This window comes from Nitrosomonas sp. (assembly GCF_024282095.1).
GTDB lineage: Bacteria > Pseudomonadota > Gammaproteobacteria > Burkholderiales > Nitrosomonadaceae > Nitrosomonas.
The window spans coordinates 1-19011 of the sequence record NZ_JAMWZS010000021.1 but is presented as its reverse complement, the minus strand read 5'-3'; the positions used below and the strand labels follow the sequence as shown (position 1 = coordinate 19011).

Sequence of the window (19011 nt, the reverse complement as noted above, 5' to 3'; positions counted from 1 at the left end):
TGCCGGATTAAATTTACTGCAATGACTTTTTTCTGTTAATGAGCAACTCATCAGGAATATTGGATTGTCATGAAATTATTTCCTGAGATCAATCCTTTACTGACTCCGATTGAGTCAAAACATAGCAAGAACCAATGTTTATTGAACGTTCTTGAGTGAGTTTTCAGAAAAATCATTGTCACTCAGCCCGACACGAAAACGATAGTTGTTGCGTAACAAAGTAGTGCTCTTACCGTTTTGATGATTGACCATTTCGAGCCGACCGGCTCTCCAATACTGGCCTAAATATTGATTGTAATCATGGAAAGTCAGTGTCTTAAGCAACGTGTTCTTACGATCATAAAATTCAATTTTGCGGGGTTGATAAATGGTTTTATCAATCCATTCCACTTGACGAACGTAACCGGAATGTTCGTATGCCGGTGTATTCTCGATAACGAAGCTATCGTTACCATCCACAGCCTCATCACGTAAATATTTATAGGTGTATTTCTCCAATTCCCATGAAGCGATGTCTTCGTATGCGAATTCACTGCCCATGAACGGGCCAGACTTGTTCACTGAAGAAATACGTTTTACTCTTTTCAGTTCGGGTAAATATAGCCACTGATCATCAGGCTTCAGTCCATGGGAGAACGTTAATATGGCTGTTCCTTTCACATCTGCAGGTCGATGGAAAACACCCAGTTCCTTGTCGCCAGACCCTTTAATTTCCAACGTTTTGTACGTAAACTCCCGCTTACTTTCTGCGCCCTGTGCATTACGCAAAATCATTAAAGAGTCATTGATAGAGTCGCCGAAGCCAGTGTCACGGCGCTCGACTTCCGACTGGACTGCATAGCCTTTTTCCTCATCAGTGGATGCATACAGCGTAGTGGCCATGCTGAAAAAAAGGCAGATCAGGTAAGTTAATTTTTTCATTTGATTTCTCCTAATTTAGTAACGACAGGTTTCGAAGGTAAAACTATCCGCCGCTTCCATGACTCCAGCGCCAGTAGAATCGGTGGAAGTAACAGGAATTCTGCGAACAAGCCCAACGCAAAGATCGCAGCGGTGAGCAAGCCCATTTCATGATTGATTTTGAAACTGGAAAAAGTGAATAGAGAGAACCCCATAATCAGCACTGCGGAAGTAATCCATAACGCACTGCCGACAGTAGCAAACGCATATTGAATGGACTGTTCAGGCTCGAGATTGAGTTGTTTTCTGGCATACTGGTACTTGCTGAGAAAATGCACCGTGTCGTCCACCAGAATCCCCAGTGTCATTGCCGCAACGACCGAAGCGGCAAGCCCTACTTGTCCGACAATCAATCCCCACAACCCAAAAGCCATTCCCGCAGGAACCAGATTGGGAATCAAACTGATCAACCCCAGGCCGACCGAGCGCAGCACGAATATCAGAATCAACGAGATAATCCCTATGGCAACGAGCTCTCCGGCAATCATGCTGGTAATGTTACGCTGCCCGATATGTGCAAACAGCAAGGTCGGACCGGTGCCATCATTGTGTTTCATGGCTGTGGTATTTGCCGCCAGCCATGCCTGTGCACGCGTTTCGAGATCAATAACCTGCTGACTGGAAATGCTATGCAACGTTACGGTCACCCGCGTTGCCGACTTGCCTACATTGATCCGGTCATTGAGATCGAGCCCGTACGGCAGAGACATTTCGTACATGAGCAGAATCTGTGCGCTCAATTCCTGTGTGTCAGGCAGGCGGTACCATGCCGGATCATCCTGATGCATATTACGGTTCAGCCGTTTCAAAATGTCCGTAGCGGAATACACATGCATCACTTCCGGTTGCTCCCGGTACCACTGCACAAACGCATCAACCTGCTGCAAGAATTCAGGATCACTGATACCGCCATCGATTTCCCGCCCTAACGAATAATCGATGCGATAAACACCGGTAAGGTGACTCGTGGTGTAATCGGTATCGCGGCGGAAGGCTACGGAATCGTCAAAATACTTAACATACTCATCATCCAGTGTATTCAGAGGAATACAGGCAATCAGCACAATGGTTCCCAGGATGAGAGAACTCAAGGTAGCCGTGCGATGTGCGATGATGAATTGCGCCAATCGCGCCAGTGTCTTGCTACCGCTGATTTCAGCGCGCCCTTGGTGCATGGGCAAAAGCATCATCACTGCCGGCAGGAAGGTAATCGTCAATAAAAATGCAACACCGACACCCATGGCAGTAATATTCCCAAGATCCTGAAAAGGCGGAACTTCACTATAATTCATCGACAGAAAACCGACCGCGGTGGTCAAATTTGTAAAGAAAACCGCTTTGAAATTAATCCGGATACTTTCGATCATCGCTTCTTGTCGTGCTTGACCGCGCGCCAACGCGCTGTAATAGCTGGTCAGGATATGCACGGCATCAGCGACAACCACGGTGAGCAATATGGTCGGCGCCGGAATACTGGAAGGAGAAAACGCAATGTCCATCCAGCCGGCCAAACCAACGGCCGCACTCACAGCCATTGTCATCATCATGACGATGGCAAGTGTTCCCCACGCGGACTTCAGAAACAGCCAGAGCGCAATACAAATGATCGTCAGCATGGCAGGCGTCAGCGTACTCATATCCTGTTTTGACGATTCCGCGAACGATATGTCCATGATGAGTGAGCCGGTAAGGCGTACATCCAGATCAGCATGATCTCTTTTAAGTTCATCCACTAATCCACGAGTAAATTCAATGGCTTCCACGGTTTCCATATCTTGATCCAGACCGGGCCTGTGAACGACAATATTGAACCCCATCACCTTTGAATTGGGTGAAATAAGCCGATTTACCAAGAGCGGTTCGTTCAATGCGATGCGACGTCTCTGTTCGATTTCCGTCACAGTCAGTTGATCAGCGTTTCTCACCAGATCTTCCACAAAAAGATCATCGCCTGTGGCATGGCTGTGCTGAAAATTGGTAATCGAATCTACGCGGATCGAATAAGGCGTTTGCCAAAGACGCTTTGTCAGTTTCTCAGCGATGACAAGATTTTCTTTGGTAAACACATCGCCGTTGGCGGGTGTGACAACCATCAGAATATTGTCGTCCTTAACGTAGGTTTTATTCAACGATTCGAAAGCCATGAGTTGCGGGTTATCATCGCTGAAAAACATCCGGTAATCACTCTTGAAGTGCAGGAACTGTATACCGTATCCAGCAACGGCGATTAACACGGCACTGACAAGCACGGTCAACCAGCGGAACCGCAAAACCTGGTGGGTATATTGATTTAACATGAGCTAATCCTCTCTATTAATGGGGTGGCTGACGCAACTGTTGCCCATGCTCCGTGGGCGACGATCACCAGCATCACCATTTTCAGCCTTGATAACATTAGTATGAAACTGCCCCAGATTCGGTATGCGCGATCACACGCCCGGCTTTTCCATGCAAGCGCTGCAACTCTGTCGCGAGCGTGTCGATGGTATGCACAACTTCTTCTTCCGATAAATTGCACGTTATGAAAAAGCGCAATCTGGCAGCCGATTCCGGTACTGCCGGATACATGATGGGATGAACATTGATGCCCGCTTGATATAATTTCTGCCCGAGCTTCAGACACAGCACTGAATCACCCAGTATGATCGAAACAACGCCTGTGCCGCTGGCCAAGCCTGTATCAAGCCCGCGCATCCGCGCTTGCTGCAAAAACAAAGATGATCGGGCACGCAAGCGCTCGGCGCGTTCGGGTTCACGCTGCAAAATACGCGCAGCGGTCAAAGCCGCCGCAGTGTTAGCCGGCGAGATACCGACGCTGAATAATATGGCGCCGGCTGCGTTGTATCTAAGATTTTCTATCAATGCACGTGAACCGCAGATATAACCGCCGCAACTGGCAAACGCCTTGCTCAACGTGCCCATCCAGATATCCACATCCGCAGCATCGATGCCAAAATGATCATGCGAACCAAATCCGCGTGGACCGATGACGCCTGCAGCATGTGCTTCATCAACCATCAACAGGCACTTGTGTTTTTGCTTGATTGCTATAAAACGCGGCAAGTCGGGAATATCACCATCCATGCTGTAAACACCCTCAATGATAATCAGGGTACGTTGATACGCATGGCGGTTTTCTTCCAATATCTTATCCAGGGCTTCCCAGTCGTTATGCGGAAAAGTCATGCGCCTTGCGCCGGAGAGCTTGCATCCCGTGATGACGCTGTTGTGAATCAGGCTATCGTGTATCAATAGATCGTTGGGTCCAAATAAATGGCTGATAACCGATACATTGGTTGCATAACCGCTCACCAAAGCCAATGCATCTTCAGTGCCGTGAATCTCGGCCAGTATCGCTTCCAGGTCACGATGCAGCGGTATTTCCCCGGACACGATCCGGCTGGCGGATACTGAAGTGCCATACCGATCCACCGCTGCTTTAGCGGCTGCGGATACTTCCGGGTGGCCTGATAATCCGAGATAGTTATAACCGGAATAATTGATGAAATTTTTGCCATCGATGCGTGTAATATGATCGCTCACACCTTCATGCGGGCTGAAATAGGGATTATCCATCGATAACGTTTTGAATATCTTCGCCTGCTCCATCAGCATGTTGTAGTCGGGGAATTTATCAAAGCGATACCATGCATCAGGAATCGATTCTGAATCGGAATCAGATCCGGCTTTCTGATCATTTTCCTTTTTGGATATCAATTGCTTCAGAAGATCGCGCTTCTCTTCGGGTGACATATTCGCCAGCACACCTGTTTCATTCTTCATAGTAGTGGTAACCTTTGTAAGCCAATGTTGTTGTATATACTTGGATGAATCACTGATACTTGCTCAGAATAAGTGTTATCAGCCAGCAAATCTGTGACAAAAATCACCTTGGTAAAGAAATGCCGCGCCAGCAGCGTGCCCTTGTATGACTACCGCCCATTCCCATAATGAAAAATTTGCTTACCGGATTGCTGCCTGAGAGCGCTAAAGGAAGGTCAGAGTTAACACCTGAACTTCTAAGGAAACTCTGAATAATTCATGTTTGTCATTCCGAACAAAGTGAGGAATCTTTGTGAATCAATGTCATAGATTTCTCGCTGCGCTCGAAATGACAGTTATTCAGAGTTTCCCTAAGTCGGCCTGCTAGAATCGTTTTTCAACGATTTGCTATGCTCCGGCAATGAAATAAAGAAGGGAATCTATTGATCTGGGAAGTTTCATGGAAACCCCACCGGAGCAACCGGTGGGGTATTGGATTAAGCGCCGGCAGTTCCGCTACTGATTCCTGCCGTCACATCAGCAGCTTGTGCCAACAACTGCTTGAGTAATAGATCAACATCCGCCTCGGACATACGATCAATCACTGAATTTTCCTGGATGATCGTTTCTGAAGCTGGCGGTGCAACCGATACAATCGCTTTGTCCATGAGCATGTCGGCCAAATATCCCAAATTAGGGCTGCGCATGAATTCCAGCGTGGAAATCCTAACGCCGAAGGTTTTATTGATGCCTGCCTGTAATTCTGCGGACATCAGCGAATCGACCCCCATCTGAATTAATGACTGTTCCATATCGATTCTCTCCGCCGGTATGCGCAGAACGCTTGCGATCTGCTCGGTTAACGCACGGCACATGGCCGCGCGCCGTTGATCTTCCGGCAATTGACTGATCTCCAAACATATTGGAGTCAGTGACGCTTGTTGTTTCTGGCCGGAGCTTTTTACCAGGCTTGCAAACCTGGGAGAATTGCCCCCCGTCGGTTCAAATGCCTGCCACTTTTCCCAGTCACAGTTCATCAGACCATATTGCGGCAGCGCAACATCCAGCATATGCGCCCACGAATCCAGCGCCTGATTGGCGGTCAACATGTACATGCCCATGAGATCCAAATGTTTCCTCACCTCTTCGCTATTCACCGCCATGCCTGTTGCAATGGCACCCCAGTTGATGCTGGTACCGGCCAGTCCGACAGATCTGCGTTTGGCTGCCAGCGCATCCAGGAACGCATTGGCGGCAGAATAATTGGCTTGGCGGGCATTGCCGATAATCCCGGAAACCGATGAAAATAATACCAAGAAATCTAATGAGAGATTCTGTGTGAATTGATGTAAATACCAGGCGCTCAATGCTTTGGCCCGCATCACCTGGGCCACGCGCTCAGGATTCAGTTCCGCAATCGGCGCATCATCCAGAACGGCAGCCGTATGCAAGATACCTTTTAATGGCGCGCCTTGGGTTGCAATCTGATCGAACAATGCTTGTACTTGCGCTTTATCTGTAAGATCTGCGGCGATGGACAACACGTGCACGCCATTTCCCGCCAACATCGTCAATACTGCTTGTGCAGCGCTATCGGCAGCACCACGTCGACTGACTAGAATCAAATTCTTCGCGCCATGTTTTGCCATCCATTTTGCCGCTTCCAGACCAAAACCACCGAATCCGCCGGTAATCAAGTAAGCAGCCTGTGCGTCAAACAGTGCCGGGCGTTTTTGCTTATCCGTTACCACAATTGCCGCTTTATCCTTAAGCGATAAGATGTGTGTGTCTTGCGTAGTCTGAGTGTGATCCGCCAATCGTGTCAGATCTTCCACAAACGTGAATGATTTTGTTGGAGGGATACCGGTAATCTGATGCGTCGCAAGCAAGCGCGCAACCACCTGTAACAACTGCTCAAACAATCCTGGCGCGGTCAATGCAAGTTTCAGCGCATCCAAGTGAGTAAAGCTGCTACTGGATGCATGACCTGACACATTGTCAGCATTGCTCTGTGTGACAGCAATTTCATGCGTATCCGGCGCCAACAAACCATCCAATCCTTCAGGTTTAGCAGTACTTGCACCATGAATCCAGGCGCGCACCGAGGCTACACTTTGCTCACCCTCCTGTTCCTCGATATCATGACCATGATAGAAAATGGGTGATGCACCTAAATAATCTGTAATACCACGTGCCGCTAAAGCCGTGGCGCCTAATTCAGCATCAATCAATACGGCTTCTCCAGGCACCACGCGGGCAATATAATTCAACGCATAATATGTAGGAATCAATGTTGTTGCCAACGCAGCGATCTGTTCATGAGAAAGCGGCAAATAATCGACTGAGAAAACGCTAGTAGCCGGGCTGACAATATGCGAAGCAATGTTTCCGGTAGTCGCCACCATCACCAGGTCTCCCGGGCACCGGTCGGTCACGTTGCTGCCGACTTTGTCGATGACGCCCACCGCAAAGTAGCCGCGCGGAGTATTGTCTTCAGCCTCAGAGAATCGGTAACCGGTTAAATTGATGCATTCCACGGCAATGGTCACTTCATCGGCTTGCGGCATGAGCGCCGGCATCAAGCAAAATTCCGCATGATTTTTCCATTTGAGTTGAAATGCCTCGACGTCTTCACCGCGGTATGAAATCGATGCGTCATGGACCGAAGATTCAACGCGATAACGTTCCCAACGATGTACCATTCGATTGTTTCCACGCAAAGCCACATCATCTTCCCGATCATCCGACACCAGTTCTTTCGCCAGCATACGTATCTGCTCCAGCGGATTGACCGGATCCAAATCCACTTGCGTGCAGCGCAGCAGCGGATATTCGTTGAATGCAACGCGAGCCAGTCCGGTCAGCGATGTGAGTGCGACGTTTTGTATATCACTGTTAGCCATCACCGGTTGCGTACCCTGGGTAACCATATACAACCGCGGTGCATGGGTGGTGAATACTTTACCCAGCAACTGGATGACTTGAAGCGCCACGCTGATTTGCGCGATACCGACAGGATCATCCTGAGAAGTCGTGGATAATCCCCATAAATAAGATACACCCACGCAACTCAGTGATTTTTCCTTGACTTTTTGTATCACCTTTTCCAGATACTCAAGCTCATTGGCATTGAGTGGTTGCATATGCACACACTCCTGCTGATACACCTCATCGATGGCTATGCGTATTACCTGATTTCCACCATTTTCCAATGTTTGACATAAGGATTCGCTAATATCGCTGTGATCAGTGAACACCAGCCAGCAACCTGTGCGCTTACCCTGAGGTTGTAGCGGCTTTTGCTGCCATTGCCATGCATAAGCCCATTCGGCTAATTGTTCGATTGGATTTTTCTTTTCCGTGGTTAAAGCACGGCAGCGTAAACCAGCGACTTCGACCAGCAGATTGCCCAGATCGTCAAATAGCCTTAAATCACCCTCAATCGAATGTTCATTGACTTGAGTGAGCTTGCCGTGACACCAGACCGCATTGCCCGGTTTTGCATGGTAGCTGATACGTTTGATGACAACCGGCATGTAAAAACTATCATCGTCGCTGATTGCCGCGATCAAAGACTGAAAACAGCCATCCAATAAGCTGGGGTGCAGTAAATAATCCGTACTTTCACTGATTAAATCAGCATGCAGTTCAATGCGCGCCAACACTTCACCGTGGCAGCGTTGCAGCTGCTGAATGGTCTGAAAATAAGGGCCATAAAACAAACCACGCTCCTTGAGCTCGGCATACAAATCGCCGACATTCACCTTTTCGGAGCAGCGGTGTTCAATATCGTGACGTTCGATACTGGTCGATTCTGTTGGTGTTACCGACATGATCCTGGCAGATGCATGCATATTCCAATTCGTAGCGGTATCCTGCTGATGGCTATGAAAAGCATATTGGCCGCTTTGCTGATCAAAACTAACATGAATAGAAGGCTCACTCTGATGATCATTCAACACCAATGCCTGATGAAAATGTAATTGCTCGATGACACACGCGGCATTTCCGGTCACTTGATGATGGGCAGCCAATGAGGCTTCCACATAAGCCGCACCCGGCATAACCACCAGTCCATCCACTTGATGGTCATTCAAAAAAGGCAGGAATTGACGATTCACCGCACTTTGCCATACAGGCCGAGGACCGGATAAACGGCGATCCAATAGCGGATGCAACGGTATGCCGGTGCGATCGGTGATCGAATCTTCATCCTCGTGCCAATAAGTTTCCCGTTGCCAAGGATACGTGGGCAATTTGATGTAAACGGAATCACTGGGATACAAATGCTGCCAATCGATTTGACAAGCCGCGGTATAAAGCCCGGCCAGCGCCATATTGAAGGTATGCTGCTCAGGTTGCTCACGGCGTAATGAAGCAAATGTCTGCGGCTTGATATTTTGCTGCTGACAACACTCCTTGATCGCGCTCGACAGCACAGGGTGCGGGCCGATTTCGAGAAAAACACGATGCCCGTCACGCAACAGGCTCGCCATGGCCTGAGCAAAATACACCGGCTCACGAATGTTATCGCACCAGTACTCGGCATCGTAGCTCACGGTATCCGTCAGCTCGCCGGTCACTGTCGAATACAACGGCACCAGCGGCATGACAGGATGCAGATCAGCCAAACTGGTTCTGATCTCCGGCTTGAGATGTTCCAGAAACATGCTGTGATAAGCCATTTCAACTTGCAGGAAACGATTGAATTCTCCTTGTTGCGTCAAATGCGCTGATATCTTTTCCAGTGCATCGCCATCGCCTGAGAGAGTTACCAGTGAAGGGCCGTTCACTGCAGCAATGGAAACATTGTCTTGGGTCAAAGCGGTCAGTAACTCAATGCATTTTTCCATACTCACGCCAACCGCCAGCATTTTTCCATAACCGGCTGCTTTCTTCAGGATGCGGCTGCGCTCATAGCTCACTTTGACCGCATCTTCCAAGCTGAGCGCACCCGCAGCATAGGCGGCACTGATCTCACCAACGCTATGTCCGACAACAGCGCCCGGTTCAATACCCTGAGCACGCCACATGGCAGTTAATCCAACTTGAATCATAAAGTTAGCAGGTTGAGCGATTTCAGTCGCGGTTATTTTTGAATCTTTCTCATCCGCCAACATCTCGTCAAGAATCGACCAGCCCGATAAATCACGGAAAATCGCATCGCATGCTTCGACGGCTTTACGATAAATGGCATTCTGTTCATACAATTCCCGTCCCATCGCCCACCATTGCGGCCCCATGCCGGTATACACGAATACCGGTTTTGACGATGCCTTGCTGTCAGCCTTACCGGATACCCAGCCAGAATCCGGTTGCCCTGCTGCAAACGCGGTGAGTTTTTCATGCATGGCTTTCCATGAATCCCCCATGATTGCCAATCGATAATCATGATGGCCGCGGCGGCACGCTGCCGAATAACACAAATCTTTTAATGCGCCCGGGTAATCTGCAGGAAACTTGGCAAGCCAGGCTTTGACTAAATCCGTGAGCGCCGCTTCACTGCGCGCTGATAATGGCAGCAGGTACACTGTGCCGGGCATATCGTCTTCGCGCAGCAATTTGGGCAATGGCGGCGCATTTTCCAGCACCACATGGGCGTTTGTTCCGCCATATCCGAATGAATTCACACCGGCATAAATCTGCTGCGAAGCGGAAGTCAGAGATTCCAGTTTTATTGGCAAGCGCAATCCCAATTCATCAAAAGGAATATTCGGATTCGGCGTCTCCAGATTAGCCTGGGGCGGTACCTGGCGATGCGATAAGCACAGCGATGTTTTAATGATCCCTGCAATACCGGCAGCAGCTTCCAGGTGTCCGATAGCGCCTTTGACAGAACCCATCAAGCACGCTTTGGCACGCTTGGTTGTTGCATCAATCACTTCACCCAATGCTTTAGCTTCAAGCGGGTCGCCCACAGGTGTTCCGGTACCGTGCGCTTCAAAATAACTGATATCGCTGGCATCGACACCGTACTTGGTACACACGGAACGAATGAGTGCAGTTTGTGAAACCGGATTAGGAACAGTAATTCCATTGGTCCTGCCATCCTGATTGACACCCGTGCCTCGCACCAAGGCATAAATGGAGTCACCATCTCTCAAGGCGGCTGATAAAGGCTTCAGCACAACCACTCCCGCGCCTTCGCCACGGCCATAGCCATTCGCACCGGCATCGAAACTTTTGCTGCGTCCGTCCGGTGCAAGAAAACCCCCTTTGCACATGGCAATCGGGTATTCCGGACGCATCATGACATTGACACCGCCCGCCAGTGCCAAATTACATTCACCACTCCAGATTGCCTGACTGGCCAGATGTAATGCGACCAACGAAGAAGAACAAGCGGTATCGACACTCATGCTGGGACCATGCAGATCCAGAATATATGAAATACGATTGGACAGTATGGTCATGGTCGAACCGATCGCGGTATGCGTACCGATCAGATCGCGATTCATCTTACCCATCTGGGTCAGTTTGTGATCCAGGGTGAATGCCCCAATAAAAACACCGGTATTTGAACCGACCACCGACTCATGCGGAATGCCGGCATCTTCCAAGGCTTCCCAGCTGGTCTCTAGTAACAAGCGTTGTTGTGGATCAATACACTCGGCTTCACGTGGCGTAATTCCAAAAAATAGTGCATCGAATTCATCGACACGCTGCTGCAGGAATCCTCCTTGTTTGACATACATTTTTCCGGGTTTATTCTGATCGGCATCATAAAAACGCCGTAGATTCCAACGCTCCGGAGGGATATCCACAATGGCGTCACTCCCCGTAACCAACAAATTCCAGAAGCTTTCCGGATCATGCGATCCTCCTGGGAAGCGACAACCAATCCCGACCAGTGCAATCGGTTCGTAAGCCTCATTATTACTGATTTTTAGTTTCTTTTTTCTCATGCTATATGCTCCCTAGAAAGATAAAATGTTGATCACTTTTCAAATGCTGTTTGAGACTTACTTGATTGTGTTGTAGCCCACGGGTAAACCAGCGAAATGCGCTACGCGAGCTGTGTAGTGCTTTTTGGTTACAAATCGGGATAATTTCTTACTGCGATGAAGTCCTCTGCGACTGACACAAGACATGGTGTTCAAAAACATCTGCTGATAAATCAAGTGTCACAAGGGATCGCGCTGGCACAAAACCGCAGAGAGTTGCGCCAATAGTACAATGTCGATCGTTACCATCAATAATAGTAGTTTGCATATCGCCTTCCTTTGATTCTATCGGGTATCGTGTCATAACAACCCAGTCCTATCTGACTGCTCAATTCTGGGTGTAGCTTAAATTTTCTACTGAAAAAATAATGTGATAAAACTCACGAGACTCAAAAAAAGAAAAACAGGATTGATCTTGACTATGTCGCGATCGACAGTTGAATTGAGTGCTCCATAGGCATCCGCATGTAAAAATAGCCATGCAAGACCATGAAAACACAGGAAATAGAGAATCCCGCCAAGCAGCGGGGAATAGAACACCAATGGATTTAAACTTTAGCAGACTGTAGGCTGTGAGCCGACTGATCGGATCAATCCGGACGGAATCAATGCCTCGTCATTTATCTTTGATCGCTATAGCGACTTGATGGCATCCTTCATAATCAATGCCAGTTTGATGCGATCTGAAACATGCAGTTTGCGAAAAATTTCAGTTAAGTGTGCTTTGACGGTTCGTTCGGTAATGTCCAGTTGCTGCGCAATCTTCTTGTTACTTTCTCCGCGCCGAACCAGCATGGCAATTTCATACTCGCGGCGCGTGAGATCCTCCAGCGAATCATTAATGACTCGCTTAATTCGATTTCTTTCGTAAGTCACTTTGACCAGTTCATTCAATATTTGGTTGGTCAGCGTGCGGCGAATCCACAGTTCTCCCTGCAGGATCGCATCAACAACACGCTTGATGCGCTCAGGCTGCATCGTACTCAAGCAACACCCTTTGATACCTGTCTTAAATAATCTCCACTCAATCTCATCGGATAATTCCGGGCCAAATACCACAATTCTGGTTTCTTTTCTTAGCGTTACCAATTCCGCAATGGACCGCTGATGTTTCAAACCCGGTAATTCATAATCAAGAAACAATAATTCGGGTTGCAGTTTGATTATTTTTTTAGTCAGCGGCATAAAGCCATGCGTGGTGTACACAGCAGAAAAACCGAACAAGCCTTGCTCCCAGCGCAATAGAATTTCTTTATTAGCGCTAGCCAAGAGAATCAAGATTAGCCTCGGAAGAATCGCACTGTGCTGCTGAAACGATCTGATGCATGACTTTCCCGGTCATCTTACGTGACAGCCAGGCTTCGCCGCGATGAACCGCCATGGCCACTTTAGAGAAATCGAACGAATCCAGGTTATTCGTGATGAATCCCCGAGCACCGCAGGTGAGTGCTCTCAAGAGATAGTCCTCTTCGATGGGTTCATTGACGACTAAAATTGCTTGTGTGTCCGGACATTGATACTGCAGCGCGATCAACAAATCACAATATTCATCCAGCAATTTGTTCGCATTAACCAATAAAATGTGTGGATTCAGGCGCTTTATCCTGGCGATGGCGTTCTCAATCGGCGTAATGTCGTCACGCGGTACCCGCCTTCGTTCTATCGTATGCGCACGATCCGATCGCGTATCAGTGAGTAACTCTACAGGCGTTTCTTTATGTCGCAATAACTCACCAACCGGCACATGCTGATCCTGATCAATCTCAACGACTGCCATAGTGATAGGTTGCATATTCTCCCCTTATTGATATTTTTATATATGTATCATGCAGTTTAATCTTTTCCGCCATGAATCACTAATTGTGCAAACGGTATCGTCCATTGCTGCTGATTACAAACTTCAACGGCATAGCGCTGCAAGGCACGTGTAATCGAATGGAATTCACCTGCCGCCGCACCGTCAAAGGTGGCAATAATCTTATAATCCAACGAGGAAGTGTTGGCTTTGGCAAAATGGACTGACACATCTTTTAATGAGGTACCGTAGGTTTCCTGCAGTAATCCACGCCGGATTCCTGCACACATCAAGTTAGGCACATCGGTGATACAGTTCGCTTGGTGCTTATAATCAATGCCAAAATCAGTTGCCGCAACAAATCCTTGTGAATAATTTCTCGGTTTAGCCGCCAAGAAATCGGCAACGGTATACGTTCTTGGCATAGTACCATCAGATAAGGACAATACAATATGTTCCAATGTAATACATTTAACCATACTATAGATATCGTCGGAAAGCATCACATAGTCTCCTACTTTGCATGGAAACCAAGGCTCATTTTCTGAAAATGGCCGGGAAACATAATGGGCTAATTCCGCCAATGTCAAGCGTATTTCTAATTCGGGGAGTACCGGATTAACCAGTTTGGTGTAGTAATTCAAGCTCTCGATCTGCATGGGAATGCCATTGTATATGATGCATTCGCCTTCCCTCACCGGACCGGCATTGAGCAATACTCTTAATTCATTGATATAACTTGGGATAGAGCTTTTGAGTAACCAAATGATACTCAACAGCAGTAATACTGTAATACCAATCAGCACTTGATCATCACGTACACTCAGCACATAAAACATGGCGGTGATCGCCAATACGCCCATCAAAAAATGATAAGAAAGTGTAATAATGCGCTGATAATAGGTACTTTTCTCCTCTCCCTTGCGATTGCTGATCCATTTCAAGAGCTTCAGCAACAACAACATCGAAGCATACACTGCGACACAGGCTGCTAGCGCCATCAATAACGTAGCACCCCGCCCGGTTGCAAATTGTCGGGCATGCTCACTCAGTGAAATTTCCCTGGCAGACTGAGATTTAATCATTTCATCGAGTTGTAGCTGTGCAACTTCCAGCAGGTGTTTCGTGTCTTCTTGCTGATCTTTCCATTTCTTGTCAATACGCTCAAATTCAATCAGCGCTTCCTTCTCAAAGCCTTGTTTGTTAATTTTCGCGAGGTGCGCAAGTACCTCGCCAATGTCCCTGATTTGGGATTCATAAAAAGCAATCTTTTTGTGTAAATTGTCCAGTTTACGTTTGTTTTCTGTCAGCTGACGCAGCTCGCTCATGATCGGTTGTACAATTTCAAGCAAATCCCTCTGCCAATCGAAGTCCCTTTTTTCTGCCGCATCCTCTTTGTTGAGTTCAAAACCGGCAGTCAGTATCATTTCGAATGAAGATTCCTGCTCAACAATGGCAGCGCTTATTTCATTCAATTCCGCCTGAATCCTAACCTTTTCCTGTTCAGTTTTTGCTTTCATCAAGGATTTTAATTTTGCATCGACTTCCTCTTTTTGCAGCTTGATGTTTTTAATAATGTCATTGAGCTTGACGGTAGCCTGTTCTTTTTTTAATGCGTGTTCATTGGCAGCAAATGGCAACCCATCGGCACCGGCATGACTGCTGCATGCAAAAATTATCATGCCCAATAAAATAACCAATACATTACTCATAGCATCAGCTCTCATAATCCTTTGAACAAAGCGATGTTTTCATAGCATTCGTTGACTCGCTGCACTGGGTCATGCGCCACTATCAACACTGAAAAAACGCACAACTTCCGCCAGTTCACGGGTGCGCTTCATCGGCGGCAAGCTTTGCCATATTTGTTTACCATACGCTTTGGTAGTCAAGCGCGGATCGCAAATCATCAATACACCGCGATCCGTTTCATCCCGAATCAAACGTCCGGCGCCTTGCTTCAAATTAATGACAGCACGCGGCAATTGGTATTCCATAAAGGCGTTACGGCCTTCGCTATTTATTTTCTCAATGCGGGCCGACAGCACCGGATCATCAGGCGGTGCAAACGGCAGCTTATCGATGATTACCAATGACAATGCTTCGCCACGTACGTCCACGCCTTCCCAGAAGGATTGGCTGCCAATGAGCACAGCATTATTCAGTGCGCGAAAACGCTCCAGCATATAAGAACGCGAACCCTGCCCTTGCAGCAGCAATGGAAAACCAAACGCATCGGCTGCGAGCAATAACTCATACACACGTTGCATCGCCCGCAGACTCGTGCATAGGAAAAAAGCGCGCCCCCGGCTCGCGCGCAGTACCGGCAGCGCCGCCTGCACGACTTGATCGGTATAGGTTTTATGATGCGGTTCCGGCAATCCGGTCGGTACATACAGCAATGCTTGCTCGGCAAAATGATAGGGGCTATCCCAGCACGCTGTTTGCGCGGCAGTCAATCCCATTTCGTCACTGTAATGGGTAAAATTCTTTTTAACCGATAGCGTGGCAGACGTAAAAATCCAAGCGCGCGGCGATGCGATCATTTGTTTCTGAAAAATGTCGGCAATGGATAGCGGCGTCGCATTCAATTGCAATGCCTGATGATAGACTTCAATCCAGCGCACATGATCTTGCATTTCAGTTTCATCGCGCCAGCGCTGTATGAGGTACAAATGACTGGCTGCCCGCTGCCGGCAATTTTCCAATCCCTCGGATCGTTCTGCCTGATGCTCCAACAATTTTGTCAGATCATTCAGTTTCTCCAGCAAGTTATCCAGCGCGCTACAAAACCCCGAATTCTGCTTAATTGCCGCCAGCGATAATCGCGTATTGTCTTCCGTAATCGTCAAGCGCAAATCACGTGCAGCTTTTTCCATCGCAGCAATGGCATCCGGCAATTCCAAAAAATCTCCGGCAGCCTGTATGGCTTCGATTTTGGCGTCACGCACCAGGTCCAATAACTGGCCGGTGCTGATGGATTCACCGAAAAACAAACTGGCCGTTTCCGGTAATTGATGCGCTTCATCAAAAATAACGGTATTGCAGGCAGGCAATAATTCGGACAAGCCTTCATCGCGTAGCATGACATCCGCAAAAAACAAATGATGATTAACCACCACGATATCCGCCATCAAGGCTTGCTTACGCGCTTCCATCACAAAACATTTTTTATAGCTGGGGCATTCGGAACCGAGGCAACTGTCGCGCGTTGAAGTGACTTGCTGCCAGATAGCTGCATTTTCAGGCACTTCACTGAGCCCGCTTTTATCGCCATCTTTGCTGATGCCGGCATAGCGTTCTATTTGTTGCAGATATTGAATCTCATCTCGATTAATAAAACTGAGATGTGTATCTTGTACACTTCTTTCCAAATGATAATGACAAATATAATTGGCGCGGCCTTTTAATAATGCAACCGTCACCGGTACCTTGAGCGCTGCCCGCACACTGGGAATGTCGCGTTTAAACAGTTGATCCTGCAATGTCTTTGTTCCGGTGGAAATAATGACTTTACCGCCCCCCAACAACGCAGGCACCAGGTAAGCCAATGTTTTTCCCGTCCCGGTGCCTGCTTCAGCAACAAGCGTCTGATGCTTTTCAATCGTATCGGCAATTGCCTGCGCCATTTCCAATTGCTGAGGACGCGTGCGAAATCCTGTGATTTGCTTGGAAAGAATGCCATCCGAAGAAAAAATCGATTTTAGATCAAACATAAAATAACAAAGCTGTGGATTCCCAAACAGAACCTATGAATTTACAGAATTTCAACCGGCTAGTTTATTCATAATAACCAACTTTGATCTGTTTTCTTGACATAAATGTTTCTTCGATAGATAACTTGCCAAGAGAAATAGTACAATGCGCAATTAATTAATTTGAATAAATAATACTTACCAATCAGTTAGTATGATTTTATAATGGTGAAAACGGAGTATCGACAATTGAATCACCCCAATAGATGTCGCCTGCATGTACCGGATTCACGTCAATTTCAATTCGATTGATGGTGTGTGATCAACCCCGTCAAACGATGTGAAATACTGGTAGATATAGGAAAAGTACATTTTGTCTAAGTTTTCTGGTTTCCAAGCTAATGATCCCATAGTGAATATACAATTCATTCGCAATCTATTCATTTCATTATTATTACTTATTTTTCCATTGACAGGATCGGGTAATGAATTATCTATTCAACCGGGAAATGAACAAAAACCAGTGATTAAACCTCAAAGAAAACCAATATTTATTGAAGCCGATCGCATCACAGGCTATTACAAACAGGAAATAGAAGCAACCGGTAATGCAGAATTGCATCACGGCGATAATATCCTAACTGCCGATCGCATGAAGTACTTTCAAACGACAGAAGATACTGAAGTGGAAGGCAATGTTCGCTTAGATCGGCCCAAAGATACTTTGAAAGGAAATAACCTTGAGCTCAACTTGCAGACTGAAGAAGGCCGCATGTCTGAACCGCGTTACTATATTAAAAATGGCAAAGGGCGTGGCGCAGGTAGCCTGTTGTTATTTGAAGGCAAGGATAATTATCGCCTGAAAGATGCGAATTACACCACCTGTCCTGAAGGCAATCATGATTGGTATGTGCGCGCCAAAGAACTGGAAATTGATAACAAAAAAGAAGTCGGTACGGCACGCCATGTCAGTATTATGTTTAAAGACACGCCTATACTGTATTCGCCGTGGATCGATTTTTCCTATAGCGGCAAACGCAAAACAGGATTACTGGCGCCTGTTGCGGGTTATAACGTAAGAACCGGGTTTGACGTGGCGCTTCCGGTTTATTTAAATATTGCACCCAACATCGATGCCACCATCGCACCGCGCATTATGACTGAACGCGGTTTCTTGCTAAGTAATGAATTACGATACATCGGCAATAACAACATGAATGGTCATCTGCTGCTTGACATCCTCCCCATGGATATCAAAACCGACCAAACACGATGGGGTATTTTATACACGCATACGCAAAGTCTCGGTAAAGGCTGGTTAGGCTTTATGAACTATAACCAGGTTTCAGATGATCGCTATTTTCGCGAACTGACTCCCAATCTTGCTCAGACCAGCTTGACCAACCTGTCGCAACAAGGCGGAGCCACCTATAATGGCCGATTAGGCACGAATGGCACTGTCAGTTTTACCGGTTTCGCGCAACGCTTCCAAACCCTTCAGGATGGTTTTCCGGGTGCTCAAATTGTTTCTCCTTACGAGCGCTTACCGCACTTTTCCATGAATGCCATTAAGCGCAATATCGGAAAATTGGATTTTGAACTCAACAGCAGTTGGACAAATTTTTATCATCCAACGCAGGTCAATGGAAACCGCACAGTATTTTACCCCAGTGTCAGCGCCCCATTTCGTAATGAATATGGTTACATCACACCTAAATTCGGTCTGCACTATACACACTATAGCTTGGCTTCTCCCGTTGATAATAAAGGAGAAAATATAGACCGCACGATTCCTATTGTCAGCCTGGACAGCGGTATCGCATTTGACCGTCAACTGGAATTGAGTGACAGAAAA

Annotated in this window: 9 protein-coding genes; 1 reads left to right on the top strand and 8 read right to left on the bottom strand. The window is 47.3% G+C overall.

Going from position 1 to position 19011, the window contains the following annotated elements; all coding sequences use genetic code 11:
- Window positions 1-138 precede the first annotated feature (138 nt).
- From Q0K92_RS07675 to Q0K92_RS07640, 8 genes are all read right to left on the bottom strand, one after another.
- Window positions 139-921 (bottom strand): outer membrane lipoprotein-sorting protein, encoded by a 783-nt coding sequence (locus tag Q0K92_RS07675; RefSeq protein ID WP_297325222.1) that lies wholly within the window; start codon window positions 919-921, stop codon window positions 139-141.
- Window positions 918-3257, bottom strand: a complete 2340-nt coding sequence (locus tag Q0K92_RS07670) for an MMPL family transporter (RefSeq protein ID WP_297325221.1) — start codon at window positions 3255-3257, stop codon at window positions 918-920. The genes Q0K92_RS07675 and Q0K92_RS07670 overlap by 4 nt, the downstream gene beginning before the upstream one ends.
- A 97-nt stretch (window positions 3258-3354) precedes the next feature.
- Entirely contained in the window at window positions 3355-4743 is a 1389-nt protein-coding gene (locus tag Q0K92_RS07665; RefSeq protein WP_297325220.1) for an aminotransferase class I/II-fold pyridoxal phosphate-dependent enzyme, read from the bottom strand.
- A 476-nt stretch (window positions 4744-5219) separates the two neighbouring features.
- A complete protein-coding gene (locus tag Q0K92_RS07660; protein WP_297325219.1) occupies window positions 5220-11627 on the bottom strand; it encodes a type I polyketide synthase in 6408 nt (2135 codons plus the stop codon).
- A gap of 672 nt (window positions 11628-12299) precedes the next feature.
- Window positions 12300-12944 carry a response regulator transcription factor gene (locus Q0K92_RS07655; RefSeq protein WP_297325218.1) on the bottom strand — a complete coding sequence of 215 codons (645 nt, stop codon included), beginning with the start codon at window positions 12942-12944 and terminating at the stop codon, window positions 12300-12302.
- Entirely contained in the window at window positions 12928-13458 is a 531-nt protein-coding gene (locus tag Q0K92_RS07650; protein ID WP_297325217.1) for a hypothetical protein, read from the bottom strand. The genes Q0K92_RS07655 and Q0K92_RS07650 overlap by 17 nt, the downstream gene beginning before the upstream one ends.
- A 41-nt stretch (window positions 13459-13499) precedes the next feature.
- Window positions 13500-15173: a hypothetical protein gene (locus Q0K92_RS07645; protein ID WP_297325216.1), complete on the bottom strand. Its 1674-nt coding sequence runs from the start codon at window positions 15171-15173 to the stop codon at window positions 13500-13502.
- A 69-nt stretch (window positions 15174-15242) separates the two neighbouring features.
- Complete coding sequence (locus Q0K92_RS07640; protein ID WP_297325215.1) at window positions 15243-17177, bottom strand: ATP-dependent DNA helicase; 1935 nt, start codon at window positions 17175-17177, stop codon at window positions 15243-15245.
- Window positions 17178-17568: 391 nt separating this feature from the next.
- On the opposite strand from Q0K92_RS07640, the gene lptD reads away from it, so the two are divergent.
- Window positions 17569-19011, top strand: a 1443-nt coding sequence (gene lptD / locus Q0K92_RS07635) for an LPS assembly protein LptD (RefSeq protein ID WP_297325214.1), incomplete at its 3' end; no start/stop codon positions are given.

Coding starts and splice junctions, on each gene's coding strand:
- Q0K92_RS07675 (WP_297325222.1), bottom strand. CDS start 921: ATGAAAAAATTAACTTACCTGATCTGCCTTTTTTTCAGCATGGCCACT.
- Q0K92_RS07670 (WP_297325221.1), bottom strand. CDS start 3,257: ATGTTAAATCAATATACCCACCAGGTTTTGCGGTTCCGCTGGTTGACC.
- Q0K92_RS07665 (WP_297325220.1), bottom strand. CDS start 4,743: ATGAAGAATGAAACAGGTGTGCTGGCGAATATGTCACCCGAAGAGAAG.
- Q0K92_RS07660 (WP_297325219.1), bottom strand. CDS start 11,627: ATGAGAAAAAAGAAACTAAAAATCAGTAATAATGAGGCTTACGAACCG.
- Q0K92_RS07650 (WP_297325217.1), bottom strand. CDS start 13,458: ATGCAACCTATCACTATGGCAGTCGTTGAGATTGATCAGGATCAGCAT.
- Q0K92_RS07645 (WP_297325216.1), bottom strand. CDS start 15,173: ATGAGTAATGTATTGGTTATTTTATTGGGCATGATAATTTTTGCATGC.
- Q0K92_RS07640 (WP_297325215.1), bottom strand. CDS start 17,177: ATGTTTGATCTAAAATCGATTTTTTCTTCGGATGGCATTCTTTCCAAG.